We start from the raw sequence: 18,584 nt of genomic DNA on the forward strand, positions 1-18,584 counted from the left end.
TTTTTAAAATGTAGTTAATTATATTTATATTAATAATTTTAATATTCTTGTAAATATGTAGTAATATATATTACATCTGATTAATTACTTTAATACCTAGCATTAATAATCCTTTTTTTAATATTTTAGATATTAAAAATAATAATTTTAATTTACTTTGCAATGCTTTATCATCTTTAGATGACAAGATTGAATATGATGTATATAGTTTAGAAAATAATACGGATAATTCGTATAAATAAGTACACATAATATGAGGTGTTCCATCTTTTATTACTTGTATAATGATTTCTTCAAATTGAAGAATTTTGATAGCTAGTTTTCTTTCATAATCATTGGTTATAGTGAAAGTTAATTTAGAAGAAAGAGAAATTTTTTTTATTTTTTTGAAAATAGATATTATTCGAACATAAGCATATTGTATATATGGAGCAGTATTTCCTTCAAATTTTAGCATTGAATCCCAATCAAATATATAGTTTGTAACACGATTTTTTGACAAATCTGCATATTTCATAGCTCCAATACCTATTATTTCAGATAATTTTTTTAATTCATTCTTAGTAATCTTGGGATTTTTTTCTAAAATAATTTTTTTTGCTCGTTTTTTAGATTCGTGAATTAATAAATTCAGGCGTATTGTTTTACCGTCTCTAGTTTTGAATGGACGTTTATTTTTTGATAGCACCATTCCGAAAATATGATGTTCTAATTTAAAATCAAGAGGTATATAACCAGCTTTTTTAGCTATTATAATAACTTGTTCTAAATGTTGTTTTTGTCTACTGTCAGTATAATATAAAATTCGATCAGCGTGTAATTGCTGGTATCGATATTTTAAACAAGCGATATCTATTGTAGAATATAAATAAGCTCCATCACTTTTTTGAATAACTACACCCATTGGAGCTCCTTGTCTGTTTTTAAATTGATTCAAAAATACAATTACAGATTTATTTATTACAACTGCTATTTTTTTTTCTAATAAATCTTTTACAATAACAGCTAACATATTATGGTAAAAACTTTCACCGATAATATGTTGTGTTTTTAAACTAACTTTTAAAGCTTCATATATTTTTTGATTTTTTTTAATTGTAATATTAACTATTTTTTTCCAAATAGTAGTACAATGTTTGTTTCCTGTTTGTAATTTAAGCACATATTTTCTAGATTTATTTGCAAAATTTAAATCTATACTAAATTTTTTTTTAGCTTTTTGATAAAAATTGTTAAAATCTGTTAATTTAAAATCATTTGGGTTTTTTTTATATGTTTCTTCAAAAAAAGCTATTAACATACCAAATTGAGTACCCCAATCTCCAATATGGTTTGCTCTGATAACTCTATGACCTAAAAATTCTAAATGTTTTACTATAGAATCGCCTATAATAGTAGATCTTAAATGTCCAACATGCATTTCTTTTGCAATATTTGGAGAAGAATAATCTACAACAATTGTTTGTTGCTTTTGAGTATTGACTCCTATTTTAGGAGAATAGAGAATTTCCTTGAATGTGTTTTCGATCCATTGATTACTTATAAAGAAATTGATAAAACCTTTCGTAGAAGCTTCTATTTTAGAGCACATATAGTGTAAATTTATTGTTGAAACAATTTTTTTTGCAAATGTATAAGGGTTTATTTTTTCTATTGTAGAGATTTGAATAATATTACTACATTGATAGTCCCAAGAGTAATGTTTAGGTGAAATTTGTACTGATATGTTTATATTAGTTTTAATATTATGTAACAACAGTGATTGTTGTATTGCTTGAGTGATTATAGATTTAATATTCAAATATTTTCCTTATTTTAGAATGTTTACAGATTTAAAGGTAATAGAAAGCATTTAGATTGTATATTGTCTACATTTTTTTTATTTTTATGCTAATTAATATCATTATTATAATGATGATAAAGTATTAATTAAATTGTAAATTGTTTATTTTAATAAATACTTTATAAATGTTTTTTTAATATTGTAAATAAATGACATATATTGTGACAATGCATACAGCACATTAAAAAAATGTTTTAAACAAAATTTTTTTGTTTGTTAATGTTTCATGTTAGTGTTATTATTTTGTAAAGATAGTATATTTAAAAATATGATCAATATTTTATAAAGTAATTGAATGTTGTTGATTTAAATGTTATTTAACATTTTTAATATTAACATGTTTTTAAAAAAAATAAATTGTTTCTTAAAAAATTAAATAAAACATTGACAAATATAAAAAAGAAATGTATGGTACATAGTAGTTAAGATTTTTTGTTCTTTAAAAATTTATCAGATAATTTGTGTGGGCACATCCAAATAAAATAGTTTGAAATAAAAAAATTTTTCATAAGATTTATTTATGAAAAATAAAAGTTTGTAATTGAAGAGTTTGATCATGGCTCAGATTGAACGCTGGCGGCAAGCCTAACACATGCAAGTTGAGCGGCAGCGAAAAGAAAGCTTGCTTTCTTTGTCGGCGAGCAGCGAACGGGTGAGTAATATCTGGGAATCTACCTTTAAGAGGGGGACAACCACTAGAAATGGTGGCTAATACCGCATAATGTTGAAAAACCAAAGTGGGGGATCTTTTAATATAGACCTCATGCTTTTAGATGAGCCCAGATGAGATTAGCTTGATGGTAAGGTAATGGCTTACCATGGCAACGATCTCTAGCTGGTCTGAGAGGACAAACAGCCACACTGGAACTGAGACACGGTCCAGACTCTTACGGGAGGCAGCAGTGGGGAATATTGCACAATGGGCGAAAGCCTGATGCAGCTATGCCGCGTGTATGAAGAAGGCCTTAGGGTTGTAAAGTACTTTCAGCGGGGAAGAAAAATAAAAAGTTAATACCTTTTTTTTGTGACGTTACCCGAAGAAGAAGCACCGGCTAACTCCGTGCCAGCAGCCGCGGTAATACGGAGGGTGCTAGCGTTAATCAGAATTACTGGGCGTAAAGAGCTCGTAGGTGGTTTATTAAGTCAGATGTGAAATCCCTGGGCTTAACCTAGGAACTGCATTTGAAACTAATTCACTAGAGTATCGTAGAGGGAGGTAGAATTCTAGGTGTAGCGGTGAAATGCGTAGATATCTGGAGGAATACCAGTGGCGAAAGCGGCCTCCTAAACGAATACTGACACTGAGGTGCGAAAGCGTGGGGAGCAAACAGGATTAGATACCCTGGTAGTCCATGCCGTAAACGATGTCGACTGAGAGGTTGTTTCCATGAGAAGTGACTTCTGAAGCTAACGCATTAAGTCGACCGCCTGGGGAGTACGGTCGCAAGGCTAAAACTCAAATGAATTGACGGGGGCCCGCACAAGCGGTGGAGCATGTGGTTTAATTCGATGCAACGCGAAAAACCTTACCTGGTCTTGACATCCATAGAATTTTTCAGAAACGAAAAAGTGCCTTAGGGAGCTATGAGACAGGTGCTGCATGGCTGTCGTCAGCTCGTGTTGTGAAATGTTGGGTTAAGTCCCGCAACGAGCGCAACCCTTATCTTCTGTTGCCATCAGGTTAAGCTGGGAACTCAGGAGAGACTGCCGGTTATAAACCGGAGGAAGGCGGGGATGACGTCAAGTCATCATGGCCCTTACGACCAGGGCTACACACGTGCTACAATGGTGTATACAAAGAGATGCTAGTCTGCAAAGATATGCCAACCTCATAAAGTACATCGTAGTTCGGACTGGAGTCTGCAACTCGACTCCACGAAGTCGGAATCGCTAGTAATCGTGGATCAGAATGCCACGGTGAATACGTTCCCGGGCCTTGTACACACCGCCCGTCACACCATGGGAGTGGGTTGCAAAAGAAGCAGGTTGTTTAACCAAGAAGTTTTTTGGAGGGCGCCTACCACTTTGTGATTCATGACTGGGGTGAAGTCGTAACAAGGTAACCGTAGGGGAACCTGCGGTTGGATCACCTCCTTAAAATAATTTATTTAAGGATGTGCTCACACAAATTATCTGACGAATTTATCAATTTTTATTTTTTAAAATACCCAAGCAGGCTTGTAGCTCAGTATGGTTAGAGCGCACCCCTGATAAGGGTGAGGTCGGTGGTTCAAGTCCACTCAGGCCTACTATTTTATCTAAAAAAAAATATTTAAAATGAAAATTTAGGGGGCTATAGCTCAGATGGAAGAGCGCCTGCTTTGCACGCAGGAGGTCAGCGGTTCGATCCCGCTTAGCTCCAATATTTTATTGTTTAAAATTATTTTTAATTTTTCTTAAATGTTTAAAAAATTGCCAAGGATAATATCTATTATAATCAAATTTTTTATATTTTTGCATATGTATTTCATGTGTTCTTAAAAAAATATTAATCTTTTTTTCTTCACGTAATGATAATATAGGAATATGTTTATTATTTTTTTTTATTAATTTAATATGTTTTAAAAATTTAGCTATTTTTTTGTCCATAGGAAATTGATTTATAGCAAACAATAAATTATTATAAGTGTATTCGTGACCGCAACACATGAAAGTGTTTTCAGGAAAAGATGAAATTTTTTTGAGCGAATGATACATTTCAAAATATAAGTTTTTGTATATTTTACCACATCCTGCAGAAAACAAAGTATCGCCACAAAATAAATAAGGTTTCATATAATAAGAAACGTGATATTTAGTGTGTCCTGAAGTATTTATTACTAAAATGGTACGATTTAATAAGTAAATTTCTTCACTATCGTGTACAATGTTTGTTACGAATTGATTATTGAATTCTAATGGACTGTAAACTTTTATTTTAGGATAATTAATAACTATATTTTTAATACCTTGTGTATGGTCATTATGTTTATGAGTGATTAAAATTGCTATCGGAATATAATTTCCTTTTATATAAGATAAAATAGAATTAGATTCTCCTGGATCAATTATAATACAATTTTTATTATTATGTATAATCCAAGAATAGTTATCTTTTAGTATAGGAATAGAAATTACCATTATTGATCTCATTAAATTTATAGATACACTATCATATAGTAGATTATTTTATTTAATATAACCTAAATCTTCTAATTTTGGTAGTTTTGCTGCTGTTTTAGCTAAATAATCGCATAAAATATTTTCTTTATGTAAATTATGTCCTTTAGTCCAAATCCAATAAGTTTTATGATTTTTTAAAACTAAAGATAATCGATGCCATAAATCTAAATTTTTTACTTTAGTTTTATTTTTTGTTTTCCATTTTTTATTTATCCATCTTCGGATCCAACAAGTTATTCCTAAACGTACATATTGACTATCTGTAGTTAATTGTACTATGCAATTTTCAGTAAGAGATTCTAAAGCAACAATAGGTCCCATAAGTTCCATTCTATTATTAGTTGTAAATCGATATCCTGCACTAATAGTTTTTTCAATAGATTTATAACGTAAAATTGCACTATAACCACCAGGTCCTGGGTTACCTAGACAAGAACCATCTACAAATATTTTTACTGTTTTTAACATAAGAATTGTCCTTATTATGTGTAACATTTATAAGATATAAATATAATTATGCAAAATTATTTTAAAAGACAAATTGTTTTAGATACTGAAACTACGGGTTTAAATATAACAAATAATATTAACACTACTCATAGAATTATCGAAATAGGAGCCGTAGAAATTATTAATCGAGAAATTACTAAAAATTTTTTTCATGTGTATATTAATCCTGGTCGACCTATTGATAAAGGGGCTTTTAAAATACATAACATATCTGATAATTTTTTGTTAAATAAACCTAAATTTTTAGAAATAGTTCATAGTTTTATTAATTATGTTAACAAATCTGAATTAATTATACATAATGCTTCTTTTGATATTCGGTTTATAAATAATGAATTAAATATTGTAAAGTTTCCTGTTTTAGCAATAGAAAAATATTGTCATATTATAGATACATTAAGTATAGCTAGAAAATTGTATCCTGGAAAAAAGAATACATTAGATAAATTATGTAAGAGGTTAGATATTAAAAATTGTGAAAGAAAGTTACATAATGCAATATTAGATGCTAAATTATTAGCTAAAGTATACTTGAGAATGACTAGGACACAAGATAAATTGGTTTTTAGTAATAAAGTTGACTATTTATCTAAAAAAATAAATTTTGTGAATAATATTAAAAAATTGAATAAAACTTTATTATTAGCTAATACTAAAGAATTATCTGCGCATGAACAATATTTAGATTTAATGTATAGAAATAATAAAAAATGTATTTGGAAAAAATTAAAATAAAATATGTTTTAGTATTGACTATTCTATATAAAAATATATAATTTAAATGTATGTCAACATAAGGTGCGGTAGTTCAGATGGTTAGAATATCGGCTTGTCACGCCGGAGGTCACGGGTTCGAACCCCGTCCGCACCGTAGAAATTATTCAAATAAACATTTTATTTAAAATTTAAAAATAATTACTTTTAATTAAAGTTGGATACATCTTTATTACTTAAATATATAATTACATAATAGTTTATAATTGATATAGATAAAGTTCTTTTATATTTTGTATATTTATATTTTTAAATAGTTATTGAAAAAATATTAATTTATTTAAATTTTTTATAGAAAATGTGTTTTTGATATGTTATGTATTATAGTGTTTTGTAATTTTCATAAACAGTCATTTTAATAATAAGTTATTTAAAAATTTTTTTATTTAGAAATTTTGAATAATTAAATAAACTATAATTTATTATAGTTGTTAAAAAAATAATTTTTTTGGCATTTTCATTTATATTTAATAGCGAATTTTTTTATTAAAAAATAATTGAAAGTTGTGAAAAGTTTTTTTGTATTTAATATATGCTTATTTCAGATAATTTGATGAAATAGTTTTTTTAACTAAAAATTAGTGTTTATTGAAATTTTAGTAAAAAATTGATTATAAATTTTAATTGTAGATAATCCCTAGTGTTTTGTGTCTATTTAATAATTTGAATACATGGAATATTCGTTATGAACGATCAAAATCAAAAATTAGAAAATAATAATCTAAAGTGTTCATTAGAAAAAGATGTTGTTAAAAAAGACGATTATATTATTAATGATCCAATAGTTAATGAAAAAATTGTACTTTTAAAACAAGAATTAGCTAAAGTAAATAATGATTTATTACAACAAGAAATAAAATCAAAAAAAGAAATAGATATACTAAATTATAGAATTAAAAAAAATATAAATAATCATATACTTTATTCATTAGAAGAGTGTATTAAAGAAATATTACCAACTATTGATAATTTGGAACGGTCATTAGAAATTATAAAAACATTAAAAGACGATGTAAAAAATTTACTCGTAAATATGCAATTAATATTAGAGAGTTTTAATAATTTGTTACTTGTTTATAAAGTGAAAATTATTAATAAACTACATGTACCATTTGATCCTAAAATACATCAAGCGATGTCTATTGATTATTCTAAAAATTTTCAATCCAATTATGTTGTTAACATTTTACAAAAAGGATATTTACTTCATGATCGGTTATTACGTCCTGCTATGGTAATTGTTTCTCAATAGTTTTTCATAGTAGAAATGTAAAATGTGAATTTAATATGTGTATATTATAGTAAAATATTATGTTAATAACTAGTATTTTTTATTATTAAAAAATAGTGTATAAAATTGTGTAACATTTTATATATTTATTATAAGCTAGTAATCATTTAATTATTTTTAAATAATGGTAATGAAAAAATTTAAGAATTCATCACATAATGTGCGAGAAATTATTGTTAATAAAAAAGTTTTTTATGATTTTTTTATTAAAAAAATTTTTGAATGTGGAATAGAATTGAAAGGTTGGGAAGTTAAATCTATTAGACAAAAAAAAATAAATATAGTAGGTAGTTATATAATTTTTTATGCAAATAATATTTATTTGTTTGGATCAACAATATTTCCTATTAGTACAATTACAGATAGTGGTATTTGTGAAACTAAAAGAAATAGAAAATTGTTGTTGCATAGAAAAGAAATTGTATTTTTGTATAATGAATCAAAACAAAATAGATATACTATTGTACCTATATCTTTAATTTGGAAAAGTAACTGGTGTAAATTGAAAATAGGTTTGGCTAAAGGCAAAAATAAGAAAGACAAAAGAGATAAAGAAAAATGTGCTAATTGGAAAAAAGAACAATCCCATATATTTAAAAAAATAAAATTAACATGTTGATCTAATAATTTAATATTATGTTATAATGCGAGTTTTAATAATTTAAATGAATAAAAAAAAAGATATATATTGGATAAAAAATGCATTATATCTAGCTAAGCATGCAGAATCTAAAGGTGAAGTACCTGTAGGAGCTGTTCTAGTATTAAATGACAAAAAAATATCTGAAGGATGGAATTGTTCTATTTTGAGTAAAGATCCAACGGCACATGCAGAAATAATAGCATTAAGAAAAGGTGCTCAAATTTTAAATAATTACAGATTAGTTAACACAACTTTGTATGTTACATTAGAGCCTTGTTTAATGTGTTTAGGAGCAATATTAAACAGTAGAATAAAAAAATTAGTTTATGGTGCTTGTGACAATACAAATAATAAAAAAAATTTTTGGAAGATACTATTAAGAAAAAATGTAATAGAAGTTACTAATAATATTTTACATAATAAATGTTCTTATCTAATAAAAAATTTTTTTAAAAAAAAAGATTATTAAAAAATTGTTTTTAATTAAATGTACTATTTGTTGAGTATATTATATTATATGTATTTTTAATTTTCAAAAATAGTTATTGCACATAAATATTTTTTTTCATTAGTTACACTGACATGATTTTTCCTTATATGAAGTTTTTTAGAAATTTTTAAGGCGTTTTTTAATAACTTTAATTTAGGTGCTCCTAAATTATTGTTATAAGTTTCAAAATGATAAAAAGATATTCCTTGAGATATTCCTGTTCCTAAAGCTTTAGAAGCTGATTCTTTAATTGCAAATACTTTAGCTAAAAAATTACATTTATTATGATGATGAACATACATCATATATTCATTAGCTGATAATATTTTTTTAGGTAATTGGTGAGGATAATGATGCATCATTATTTTTATTCTTTTAATCTCAACAATGTCAATACCTATGCCAATGATAGTCATTGTTTTGTAATATCTATGTTATATATTATATAAATATCAATCATTGAATTAAATCATTTTATCCAAATAAAAAGATGTACCTTTCGTTGAAAAAAACATGATATATTTTTCTTAGCCATTATACTACATTTTTTTATTTTATTTCCTGTTTTACCAATTAATATTGATTTATGTCTATTTTTTTTAACTAAAATTAATGCTTTAATAATATATTCTTTTTTCGTATTTATAGAAATAGAATTAATTTGAATTGTTATAGTATAAGGTAATTCTTTGTTGAAATAAATCATGTATTGTTCTCTAATAAATTCTGATACTACAAAATTTGTAGAACAATTAGTAATATAAGATTTAAGATATTGATGTGGCCGATCAGGTAGTAATGAATAAATAATTTTGATTAAAATATCAATATTTTTTTTATTTTTTCCGGACATAGGAAGTATTTCTAAAAAATTAAATTTTTTTTTCAAAAAATTTATATGAGGTAATAATAGCATCTTATTTTTCAGTTTATCTATTTTATTAATAATTAATAAAGTTGGTATACTACTATTTTTAATAGTGTTTAATGTATTTTCATCGTTTTGATCCCATGAAATGTTTTCTACTATAAAAATAGTAATATCAGATTCATAAATAATCTTTTTTAATTTGTTTAAATTGAATTTGTTTATAAGATCAATTCCTGGAGTATCAAAATATATTGTTTGATATATTTTTTTTGTATGTACACCAAAAATATAATTTTGAGTAGTGTTACGTTTTTTGGAAATAATAGAAATTTTTTTATTTATTAATTGATTGAATAATGTAGATTTACCAACGTTTGTTTTCCCAACAATTACTATTGTTCCACAATAGGTTTTATATAGCATTATTTATTCTATTCCTAATTGAATTAATATTCTATGAGCTGCATCTTGTTCTGCTTTTCTTCTGCTGGTACCTATACCTACTATATATTCTTTGATTCCTACAATTTCACATTGAATAGTAAATAGTTGATTATGAGCTTCTCCATATACTTGAATAATTAAATATGAAGGTAATGGTAAATGCTTAGATTGTAAATATTCTTGCAGTCGTGTTTTAGGATCTTTTTGAGTATCCCCTGGACTAATTTTTTTTAATCTTTCTTTATACCATTTAAGTATTAATTTTTCAATTGTTATAATATTACTGTCTAAAAAAATACTTCCAATTAAAGCTTCTACTGTATTAGCTAAAATTGATTCTCTATGAAATCCTCCGCTTTTTAATTCTCCTTGTCCCAATTTTAAATATTTTCCTAAAGCAAATTCATGAGCTATTTTAGCTAAAGTGTTTCCGCGCACTAATGTAGCGCGCATGCGACTCATGTCTCCTTCATTTACATTTGGAAAATATTTATATAAAGCATTAGCTATTACAAAACTTAAAATAGAATCTCCTAAAAATTCTAATCTTTCATTATGTTTATTACTAGCACTTCTATGAGTTAATGCTTGTGTTAAAAGATTTTTTTGAGTAAATGTATACCCTAATATTTTTTGTAACTTAATTGTTTCAATGTAATTCATATTGTACTAATTTATATTTATACTAATTTAATAAAGTATGTATATTAAATACGTATACTTAATCAATAGATTGGATTATATACTAATATATTTTTAGGTATTAGCATCTGTTAGAAATATAGTTATTATTATGAATAATATTATTGTATTTTACCTATTCTATTTAATCTTAAACCAACAGGCCATTTATTTTCTTCTTTTTTAAAACTAAACCATATTATAGTGGCTTTACCTACTATATTTTCTTCTGGAACGAAACCCCAGTATCTGCTGTCGTAACTATTGTCTCTATTATCTCCCATAACGAAATATTTGTTTTTAGGAACTACCCATGATCCTGATAAATAATTTGATTGTTTAAAATATAACTGTGTAGAGTCTGAAACTTGATCTATTAATAATATTCTATATGGAAGATTGTCATCTATTTTTTCTTTAAATATTTTTGGATGTAACCAATAAGGATTATAATAAAATTTATTATGTTTTGTAATATCAGATTGTAGCTTATAATTAATTATTATTTTTTTATTACAAAATAAATATTTTTTACAATGATTATAAATTAGTAAATGTTTATTTTTGTAATTATAAATTATATTATCTCCAGGTAATCCAATAATACGTTTAATATATAAAACATTAGTATTTAAAGGGTATCTAAACACTATTATGTCTCCGCGTTTAGGATTATTAAAGTTAATCAATTTAGTATGAAAAATTGGATCTTTTAATCCATAAGAGAATTTTTTAACTAATATAAAATCTCCTATTAATAAAGTAGGAATCATAGACCCCGAAGGAATTTGAAAAGGTTCATAAATAAATGCTCTAATTATAAAAACTATCAAAAAAATAGGAAAAAATGAAGCTATAATATTTGTATATTCATATTTAATATTTTTTTTTAAATGTTTATTTATAAATTTTGTAGCAACCCAAAAAAAACCAGTAATTAATGTAATAATGAATAAAAGGATAATGATAAATTGTGACACTAAAAATTACTCCTTATAGTTTTATTTATAATGTCTATTTAAAATAGTAAAAAATGTTTTTTGAGGAATTGCTATTTTACCAATTTTTTTTAATTTTTTTTTCCCTTTTTTTTGCTTTTGTAATAATTTCTTTTTTCTAGAAATATCTCCTCCATAACATTTGGATAAAACATTTTTTTTAAGTTGTTTAACAGTTGAACGTGCTATAATTATATTGTTAATTACTGATTGTATGATGACATCAAATTGCTGTCTTGGTATTGTACTTTGTATTTTGTGTACTATTTTTTTAGCATATATTTGAGAATTTTTTTTATGTATTATACAAGATAAAGCATCTATTTTTTTAGAATTAATTAATATATCTAATTTTACTACATCTGATTTTTTAAAATTTAAAAAATTATATTCTAAAGAAGCATAACCACTAGATATAGATTTAAGTTCATCAAAAAAATTTAAAATGACTTCAGACATAGGTATTTCATATAAAATAGATACTTGATTCATATGATAAGTAAGATTAATTTGAATTCCTCTTTTTTGGGTACATAGTTTAATTATACTACCTACAAATTTTGTAGGTGTAAATATATTACATTTAGCTATAGGTTCTCGTATTTCTTTAATTTTATTTAATGCTGGAAATTTAGAAGGATTATCTACATAAATAATCTTATTATTTAAAGTTTCTACTTCATAGATTACATTCGGAGCAGTAGAAATTAAATCTATATGATATTCTCTTTCTAATCTTTCTTTAACAATTTCCATATGTAGTAAACCTAAAAAACCACATCTAAATCCGAATCCTAAAGATGTAGAATGTTCATTCTCATAATATAATGATGCGTCATTTAAACTTAATTTTATTAGTCCATTTTTAAAATTTTGATATTCTGTAAGATCAATAGGAAATAAACCTGCATATATTTGAGGTTTTATTTTTTTAAATCCAGGCAAAGTATTAACCGCAGGATTTTTATTTAAAGTAAGTGTATCTCCTACTAGTATGTCAGTAACATGTTTAGTGTTACAGATAACCCATCCTACTTGTCCACATCTTAACATATTACAATATATTTTTTTAGGAGTAAATAAACCTATTGATTCTATTGTATATATTTTAGAATTACTCATAACTTTAATTTTATCTCTTTTTCGTAAGGATCCATTTTTAATACAAATTAAAGATACAACTCCTAAATAGTTATCAAACCAAGAATCAATAACTAAGGCTTGTAATGGTTTATTAGGATTCCCTTGAGGTGCTGGTATATCTGTAACTATTTTTTCTAATAAATCAATAATTCCAAAACCTGTTTTACCTGAACATTGTAATACTTGATCAGGTGAAAAACCTATAATATTTTTAATTTGGTTTAATGAATTAGATATATTTGCTGTTGGCAAATCAATTTTGTTTAGTACTGGAATAATTTTTAGCTTCATGTCAATTGCAATTTTACAATTTTCTAAAGTTTGTGCTTCAATTCCTTGAGTGGAGTCAATAATTAATACAGCACCTTCACAAGCATTTAAAGAACGTAATACTTCATAAGAAAAATTAACATGACCTGGAGTATCTATAAAATTTAATTGAAAAGTTTTTTTTTGAATCTTAGAAACGTAATTAATAGTAACGCTTTGTGCTTTTATTGTTATACCTCTTTCTTTTTCTATATCCATAGAATCTAAAACTTGAGCAGACATTTCTCTTATTGTTAAACCGCCGCAAATTTGAATAAGTCGATCAGAGATTGTTGATTTGCCATGATCTATATGAGCAATAATAGAAAAATTTCTTATATTTTTCATTAATTAAATAATTTCACTTTAATTTTAAATTATGATGTTATTATACAATATATAGTATATATAAAATATGATACAATTGTTAACTAATGTATTAACAAAAAAATGAATTACATTAAACTTAAGGTTTATAATTTAATTATATATATTTTAAATATATTTAATCTAATTTTTTTAAATATTTAATAATTGAATTTCGTTCAATAATAATTATTTTAAAAAAAAACGTAACATATAAGTATTATTATGAATAATAGTAAATATAAAGTAATAGTGGGGATGTCTGGAGGTGTAGATTCATCTGTTTCTGCTTGGTTATTAAAAAAAAATAATTATCAAGTTGAAGGCTTATTTATGAAAAATTGGGAAGAAGATGATACACATAATTTTTGTGCTTCTAAACAAGATCTTCAAGATGCTCAAAATGTCTGCGATCATATAGGTATTCCATTGCATAAAGTTAATTTTTCAATAGAATATTGGAATGATGTTTTTTCTTACTTTTTATTAGAATTAAAAAATGGAAACACTCCTAATCCAGATGTTTTATGTAACACGAGAATTAAATTTGCAGTATTTGTACAATATTCGATAAAAAAACTAAATGCTGATTTCATTGCAACAGGCCATTATGCTAGAATAAAAAAGATAAATAAACAATTGTATCTTTTGAAAGGAGTTGATATTTCTAAAGATCAAAGTTATTTTTTACATGGTTTAACAGCTAATCAAATACAAAAAAGTTTATTTCCTTTGGGTAATTTTAAAAAACTTCAAGTTAGACGTATTGCTAAAAAAATAAAAATACCTGTGGCAACAAAAAAAGACTCTATGGGAATTTGTTTTATTGGAAAAAAAAGAATTAAAGATTTTTTAAGTAAATATTTTGTAAAAAGTCCAGGGAAAATTGTAACAATATCTGGAGAAATAGTAGGAACTCATATTGGTTTAATGTATTATACATTAGGACAAAGAAAAGGTTTGAATATAGGTGGTATAAAAGGTAGTTGTAATTTACCATGGTATGTAGTAAGTAAAAAAATTAGTAGTAATTTATTAATTGTTGCGCAAGGTATTAATAATCCTTATTTACAATCTATAGGTTTAATAGCTAAAAATATTAATTGGATAAATAAAAATAATATTAAAAAAAATTTTTGTTGTTCAGTTAAAACAAGATATCAACAACTAGACATTCCTTGTGTAGTTTCTTTAAAAACTCATAATAAAGTAAAGGTGATGTTTAAAAATCCTGTTTCTGCAGTAACACCAGGGCAATTTGCTGTTTTTTACAAATCAAGTATTTGTATAGGAGGAGGTGCGATTCAATATAGAATACCTTTTTTAGAACATTAGACTATATGTATTACAATTTTTATTAATATTATTAATATTAATAATTATCAGATCATTTACAAAATTAATCTTGTATTGATATGTGTAAAATAAAATATTTAATATTTTTAATGTTTTAACAATAGTTATTAATAAAGTTACTATTATAATAGTATTTTTTAAAATATAAATATAACTTTGTATGTTTTTATATTTATGTAGTTAATTAAACATATTAAATTACTAGCTACTATTAACAACTTAATTTAATAATAATCAATATTAAAGTTAAGACAAATTTTAAAAATAATTAATATTTTTCATTAATATTTTTTTAACAATTAATAAAATATATATTTTTAAATACATTAAACAAATATAGTAAGTTTTATTTTTTTTAAAAAAAATATCTAAGAATATATAAGTATAAATGTTTTTTGTGATTGAAACGATTAATAATATTAGTATAAATAATTAATAAGATAACATTTTGATTAAAATATTTACTATAAGTAATTATTATTGTAATAATCTGATTGCTCAAAAAGTATAAATTAATAACTTACGTTTTAAAATAAAATATTTTACTAAATATTTATTCAAAAAAATTAGTACCAGTTAAATTAACGGTGTATTGTTTAAAAAATAAGAGTTATAGGAAATTGAAAATATGAAATTATCTTCTTTAACAGCTATTTCTCCTATAGATGGGCGATATTTTGATAAAAATAATGTTGTAAGAAATATATATAGCGAATATGCTTTTATAAAATTTAAAATTAAAATAGAAATACTATGGCTAAAAAAGTTATTAAAAATTTCAGAAATTTTAAAATATTTAAAAATAAACGTAAAAATTTATGAATCATTAGATAACATTTTAATAAATTTTAATGAACTAGATGCTAAAAAAATAAAAAATATTGAAAAAACTACTAATCATGATATTAAAGCATTAGAATATTTTTTAAAAAAAAAATGTAATAATGATATATTATTATCAACAATATCAGAATTTATTCATTTTGGTTGCACTTCTGACGATATTAATAATTTATCTTATGCTTTAATGTTAAAAAAAACATATCGAACTATTTTGATTCCATATTGGAAAAAAATATTAAATAAAATTAAAATACGTGCATTAAAATATAAAAAAATTGCGTTAATATCTTATACACATGGACAACCAGCAACACCATCTACTATAGGTAAAGAATTTGCTAATTTTTATTATAGAATGCATAGACAATATGTTCAATTAAAAAAAATAGAATTTTTAGGTAAAATTAACGGATCCACTGGAAATTATAATGCCTTGTTGGTTGCTTATCCTAATATAAATTGGCATAAAATTAGCGAAGATTTTGTTACATCTTTAGGTCTTACATGGAATCCTTGTACTACACAAATAGAACCTCACGATTATATTGCAGAGTTTTTTCATTGTATAATTCGATTTAATACTATTTTAATAGATTTTAATAGAGATATGTGGGGATATATTTCTTTGGAATATTTTTCGCAAAAACATGTAAATGGAGAAATAGGTTCATCTGTAATGCCCCATAAAATTAATCCAATAAATTTTGAAAATTCAGAAGGTAATTTATCTATGGCTAATGCTTTAATGAATTTTATGGCAAATAAACTTCCAATATCTCGATGGCAACGTGATTTAACAGATTCTACTGTTTTAAGAAATATGGGGTTAACAATTAGTTATTCAGTATTAGCTTATGATTCTTGTTTACTTGGAATAGATAAATTACAGATAAATGAAAGTAAAATGTTAGAAGTTTTAAATTTAAATTGGGAAATTTTATCAGAGCCTATACAAATTGTGATGAAGCGTTATGGGATAACAAATGCTTATGAACAACTTATGCGATTGACTAAAGGAAAAAAAATTGACAGTAAAATAATACATAATTTTATTGATCAAACTTCATTACCAATACAAGAAAAAAACAAATTAAAAAAGTTGACTCCAATGAACTATATTGGTATGTCTGTAAATATTATAAATCAATTATATTGTTAGTACAGATATAAAAAATTTTTAAAATACATAAATAATTTGCTTTGTATTGTTTTTTAAAAAATTTTTAATGTGTAAATAATTTTCGGTAGTTTCAATTTTTCAATATTTAAGTTTTAATTAAATAAATTTGTTATATTTTATTCATTTTTTTTATAGTAAAAAATACTAATATATAAACATATTAACTTGCATAGTTTATTCTAATAATAGAATGATGTATTTAATAATGTGTTATTATTACATTTTAAGTATTTACGTAAGATATAATCTGTTAATTTATATATTATATTGTTTTAAATAGAAAATTAATATCTATGTAACGCAATATCTTACAACTTGAAAAGTATTTTAAGAATATAACATATTATAATATAATATGCACTAAGTGCATTTTATTATGTATTTAAATTAAATTAAAAATTAAAAAAATAATTTAAAATTACTAAATACATGTTACATTTAATATTTTTGGAAAAAAATTTATGAAAAGATAGATAAAAGATTTTGTTTTATAAAATTTTTATCAAATTTTTTAAAGAAAAGTATTGATGTTAACATTAAAAATATTTAAATTTTGTAAAAAAATAAATAAAATTAATAAATTAGTAGATTAGTAAATTTAAAATTTGTTTTAATCATATTGCACTATAAAGTATTTAACATTTTTAAAGAAATATTTTTTAAGTAAATCTTAAAATAATACTTAAAATTAATTTTGTTAATTTTAAGTAATTAATTATTTATATTTACAAAAAAAATTATTTATTACAATAAATATTGTAAATATTTATTATAAGTTTTAGAAATTTACGATACACTAGAAATAATTATTGAACATTTTAATTATATCGAGTCGTTTATTTATGGGTTTTTTAAAAAATAAAAGGTTTTTAATTACTGGAATTACTAATGAACAATCAATTGCATTTGGAATAGCTAAATCTATGTATTTACAAGAAGCAGAACTTGCTTTTACTTATAAAAATTTAAGGTTAAAATCTATAGTAACGAAATATGCTAAAATGTTTAATTCAAAAATTGTGATTCCTTGTAATGTTATTGATGATAAAAATGTAATAAATTTATTTGATAAATTATCTAATTATTGGGAAAAATTTGATGGATTTGTACATTCAATAGCTTTCGTTTATCCAAAGCAACTTCAAGGTAATTATATTGATTTAATAGATAGAAAAGCGTTTACTATAGCCCATGAAATTAATTCATACAGTTTTGTTGCTATGGTAAAAAACTGTAAACATATGTTAAATAAAAATTCTTCTATTATAACTTTGTCTTATATAGGTTCTAAAAAAATTGTACCAAATTATAATATTATGGGTATTGCTAAAGCATCTTTAGAGTGTAACATGCGATATGTGGCATATAGTTTAAGGAATAATCAAATTAGAGTTAATGCTATTTCTGTTGGTCCAATTAAAACTTTAGCGTCATCTTTTATTAAAGATTTTACTAAAATAAAAAATGCTTCTCAAATTAAATCTTTGATTAAAAGAAATGTTACTATTTTTGAAATAGGTAACATTGCTGCTTTTTTATGTTCAAATTTGTCTAGTGCTATTTCAGGACAGGTAATTTATGCTGATGGAGGATCTTCAGTTTTTGTTTAAAACTAAATATTATTTATAACATTAATTATAAATAATACAGTGATTATAATATTAACCATATTTTTTTAAT

Annotated in this window: 15 protein-coding genes, 3 tRNA genes and 1 rRNA gene; 11 read left to right on the plus strand and 8 right to left on the minus strand. The window is 24.0% G+C overall.

Annotated elements, in window-relative coordinates; genetic code table 11:
* Positions 1-70: 70 nt before the first annotated feature.
* Positions 71-1,801 carry an arginine--tRNA ligase gene (gene argS / locus BUCNMO_RS01000; RefSeq protein ID WP_158344794.1) on the minus strand — a complete coding sequence of 577 codons (1,731 nt, stop codon included), beginning with the start codon at positions 1,799-1,801 and terminating at the stop codon, positions 71-73.
* 580 nt (positions 1,802-2,381) lie between these two features.
* Here argS and BUCNMO_RS01005 point away from each other — a divergent pair.
* From BUCNMO_RS01005 to BUCNMO_RS01015, 3 genes are all read left to right on the plus strand, one after another.
* A 16S ribosomal RNA gene (locus BUCNMO_RS01005) occupies positions 2,382-3,940 on the plus strand.
* A 77-nt stretch (positions 3,941-4,017) separates the two neighbouring features.
* Positions 4,018-4,092 (plus strand) — tRNA-Ile (locus BUCNMO_RS01010).
* A 40-nt stretch (positions 4,093-4,132) separates the two neighbouring features.
* Positions 4,133-4,205: transfer RNA gene (locus BUCNMO_RS01015), tRNA-Ala, on the plus strand.
* A 5-nt stretch (positions 4,206-4,210) separates the two neighbouring features.
* Here BUCNMO_RS01015 and gloB read toward each other — a convergent pair.
* Together gloB and rnhA are read right to left on the minus strand one after the other, a co-directional pair.
* Positions 4,211-4,963 carry a hydroxyacylglutathione hydrolase gene (gene gloB / locus BUCNMO_RS01020; RefSeq protein ID WP_160118319.1) on the minus strand — a complete coding sequence of 251 codons (753 nt, stop codon included), beginning with the start codon at positions 4,961-4,963 and terminating at the stop codon, positions 4,211-4,213.
* 48 nt (positions 4,964-5,011) lie between these two features.
* A complete protein-coding gene (gene rnhA, locus BUCNMO_RS01025) occupies positions 5,012-5,473 on the minus strand; it encodes a ribonuclease HI (RefSeq protein ID WP_158344798.1) in 462 nt (153 codons plus the stop codon).
* Positions 5,474-5,521: 48 nt separating this feature from the next.
* Between rnhA and dnaQ the strand changes: the two genes are divergently transcribed.
* The 5 genes from dnaQ (at position 5,522) to tadA (ending at position 8,692) form a co-directional block, all read left to right on the plus strand.
* Positions 5,522-6,250: a DNA polymerase III subunit epsilon gene (dnaQ, locus tag BUCNMO_RS01030; RefSeq protein ID WP_158344799.1), complete on the plus strand. Its 729-nt coding sequence runs from the start codon at positions 5,522-5,524 to the stop codon at positions 6,248-6,250.
* Positions 6,251-6,312: 62 nt separating this feature from the next.
* Positions 6,313-6,386, plus strand: a tRNA-Asp gene (locus BUCNMO_RS01035).
* Between the two features lie 588 nt (positions 6,387-6,974).
* Positions 6,975-7,541 carry a nucleotide exchange factor GrpE gene (gene grpE / locus BUCNMO_RS01040; RefSeq protein WP_158344801.1) on the plus strand — a complete coding sequence of 189 codons (567 nt, stop codon included), beginning with the start codon at positions 6,975-6,977 and terminating at the stop codon, positions 7,539-7,541.
* Positions 7,542-7,710: 169 nt separating this feature from the next.
* On the plus strand, positions 7,711-8,199 hold the full coding sequence (gene smpB, locus BUCNMO_RS01045) for an SsrA-binding protein SmpB (RefSeq protein WP_160118320.1): 489 nt from the start codon (positions 7,711-7,713) through the stop codon (positions 8,197-8,199).
* Positions 8,200-8,245: 46 nt separating this feature from the next.
* Complete coding sequence (gene tadA / locus BUCNMO_RS01050; RefSeq protein ID WP_158344805.1) at positions 8,246-8,692, plus strand: tRNA adenosine(34) deaminase TadA; 447 nt, start codon at positions 8,246-8,248, stop codon at positions 8,690-8,692.
* 56 nt (positions 8,693-8,748) lie between these two features.
* Here tadA and acpS read toward each other — a convergent pair whose 3' ends face one another.
* From acpS to lepA, 5 genes are all read right to left on the minus strand, one after another.
* On the minus strand, positions 8,749-9,129 hold the full coding sequence (gene acpS / locus BUCNMO_RS01055; protein ID WP_158344806.1) for a holo-ACP synthase: 381 nt from the start codon (positions 9,127-9,129) through the stop codon (positions 8,749-8,751).
* Positions 9,130-9,182: 53 nt separating this feature from the next.
* A complete protein-coding gene (gene era, locus BUCNMO_RS01060; protein WP_162500959.1) occupies positions 9,183-10,007 on the minus strand; it encodes a GTPase Era in 825 nt (274 codons plus the stop codon).
* 3 nt (positions 10,008-10,010) lie between these two features.
* Positions 10,011-10,691: a ribonuclease III gene (gene rnc / locus BUCNMO_RS01065; protein ID WP_158344810.1), complete on the minus strand. Its 681-nt coding sequence runs from the start codon at positions 10,689-10,691 to the stop codon at positions 10,011-10,013.
* A 140-nt stretch (positions 10,692-10,831) separates the two neighbouring features.
* The gene (gene lepB, locus BUCNMO_RS01070; RefSeq protein ID WP_158344812.1) at positions 10,832-11,689 is read right to left on the minus strand and encodes a signal peptidase I; all 858 of its coding nucleotides are present in this window, start codon (positions 11,687-11,689) and stop codon (positions 10,832-10,834) included.
* Between the two features lie 21 nt (positions 11,690-11,710).
* Positions 11,711-13,507 carry a translation elongation factor 4 gene (gene lepA / locus BUCNMO_RS01075; RefSeq protein WP_158344814.1) on the minus strand — a complete coding sequence of 599 codons (1,797 nt, stop codon included), beginning with the start codon at positions 13,505-13,507 and terminating at the stop codon, positions 11,711-11,713.
* A gap of 237 nt (positions 13,508-13,744) precedes the next feature.
* Between lepA and mnmA the strand changes: the two genes are divergently transcribed.
* The 3 genes from mnmA (at position 13,745) to BUCNMO_RS01090 (ending at position 18,514) form a co-directional block, all read left to right on the plus strand.
* On the plus strand, positions 13,745-14,860 hold the full coding sequence (mnmA, locus tag BUCNMO_RS01080; protein WP_193554153.1) for a tRNA 2-thiouridine(34) synthase MnmA: 1,116 nt from the start codon (positions 13,745-13,747) through the stop codon (positions 14,858-14,860).
* A gap of 649 nt (positions 14,861-15,509) precedes the next feature.
* Positions 15,510-16,883 (plus strand): adenylosuccinate lyase, encoded by a 1,374-nt coding sequence (gene purB / locus BUCNMO_RS01085; RefSeq protein ID WP_158344818.1) that lies wholly within the window; start codon positions 15,510-15,512, stop codon positions 16,881-16,883.
* Between the two features lie 863 nt (positions 16,884-17,746).
* Entirely contained in the window at positions 17,747-18,514 is a 768-nt protein-coding gene (locus BUCNMO_RS01090) for an enoyl-ACP reductase FabI (RefSeq protein WP_158345276.1), read from the plus strand.
* Positions 18,515-18,584 lie beyond the last annotated feature (70 nt).

It is taken from the genome of Buchnera aphidicola (Nipponaphis monzeni) (assembly GCF_006741185.1).
GTDB classification, from domain to species: domain Bacteria; phylum Pseudomonadota; class Gammaproteobacteria; order Enterobacterales; family Enterobacteriaceae; genus Buchnera_H; species Buchnera_H aphidicola_T.

Excerpts from the sequence above, each read along its gene's own strand:
- gloB (WP_160118319.1), bottom strand. The coding sequence starts at position 4,963 with ATGGTAATTTCTATTCCTATACTAAAAGATAACTATTCTTGGATTATA.
- lepA (WP_158344814.1), bottom strand. The coding sequence starts at position 13,507 with ATGAAAAATATAAGAAATTTTTCTATTATTGCTCATATAGATCATGGC.
- rnc (WP_158344810.1), bottom strand. The coding sequence starts at position 10,691 with ATGAATTACATTGAAACAATTAAGTTACAAAAAATATTAGGGTATACA.
- rnhA (WP_158344798.1), bottom strand. The coding sequence starts at position 5,473 with ATGTTAAAAACAGTAAAAATATTTGTAGATGGTTCTTGTCTAGGTAAC.
- BUCNMO_RS01090 (WP_158345276.1), top strand. The coding sequence starts at position 17,747 with ATGGGTTTTTTAAAAAATAAAAGGTTTTTAATTACTGGAATTACTAAT.
- smpB (WP_160118320.1), top strand. The coding sequence starts at position 7,711 with ATGAAAAAATTTAAGAATTCATCACATAATGTGCGAGAAATTATTGTT.
- purB (WP_158344818.1), top strand. The coding sequence starts at position 15,510 with ATGAAATTATCTTCTTTAACAGCTATTTCTCCTATAGATGGGCGATAT.
- acpS (WP_158344806.1), bottom strand. The coding sequence starts at position 9,129 with ATGACTATCATTGGCATAGGTATTGACATTGTTGAGATTAAAAGAATA.
- dnaQ (WP_158344799.1), top strand. The coding sequence starts at position 5,522 with ATGCAAAATTATTTTAAAAGACAAATTGTTTTAGATACTGAAACTACG.
- tadA (WP_158344805.1), top strand. The coding sequence starts at position 8,246 with ATGAATAAAAAAAAAGATATATATTGGATAAAAAATGCATTATATCTA.
- era (WP_162500959.1), bottom strand. The coding sequence starts at position 10,007 with ATGCTATATAAAACCTATTGTGGAACAATAGTAATTGTTGGGAAAACA.
- grpE (WP_158344801.1), top strand. The coding sequence starts at position 6,975 with ATGAACGATCAAAATCAAAAATTAGAAAATAATAATCTAAAGTGTTCA.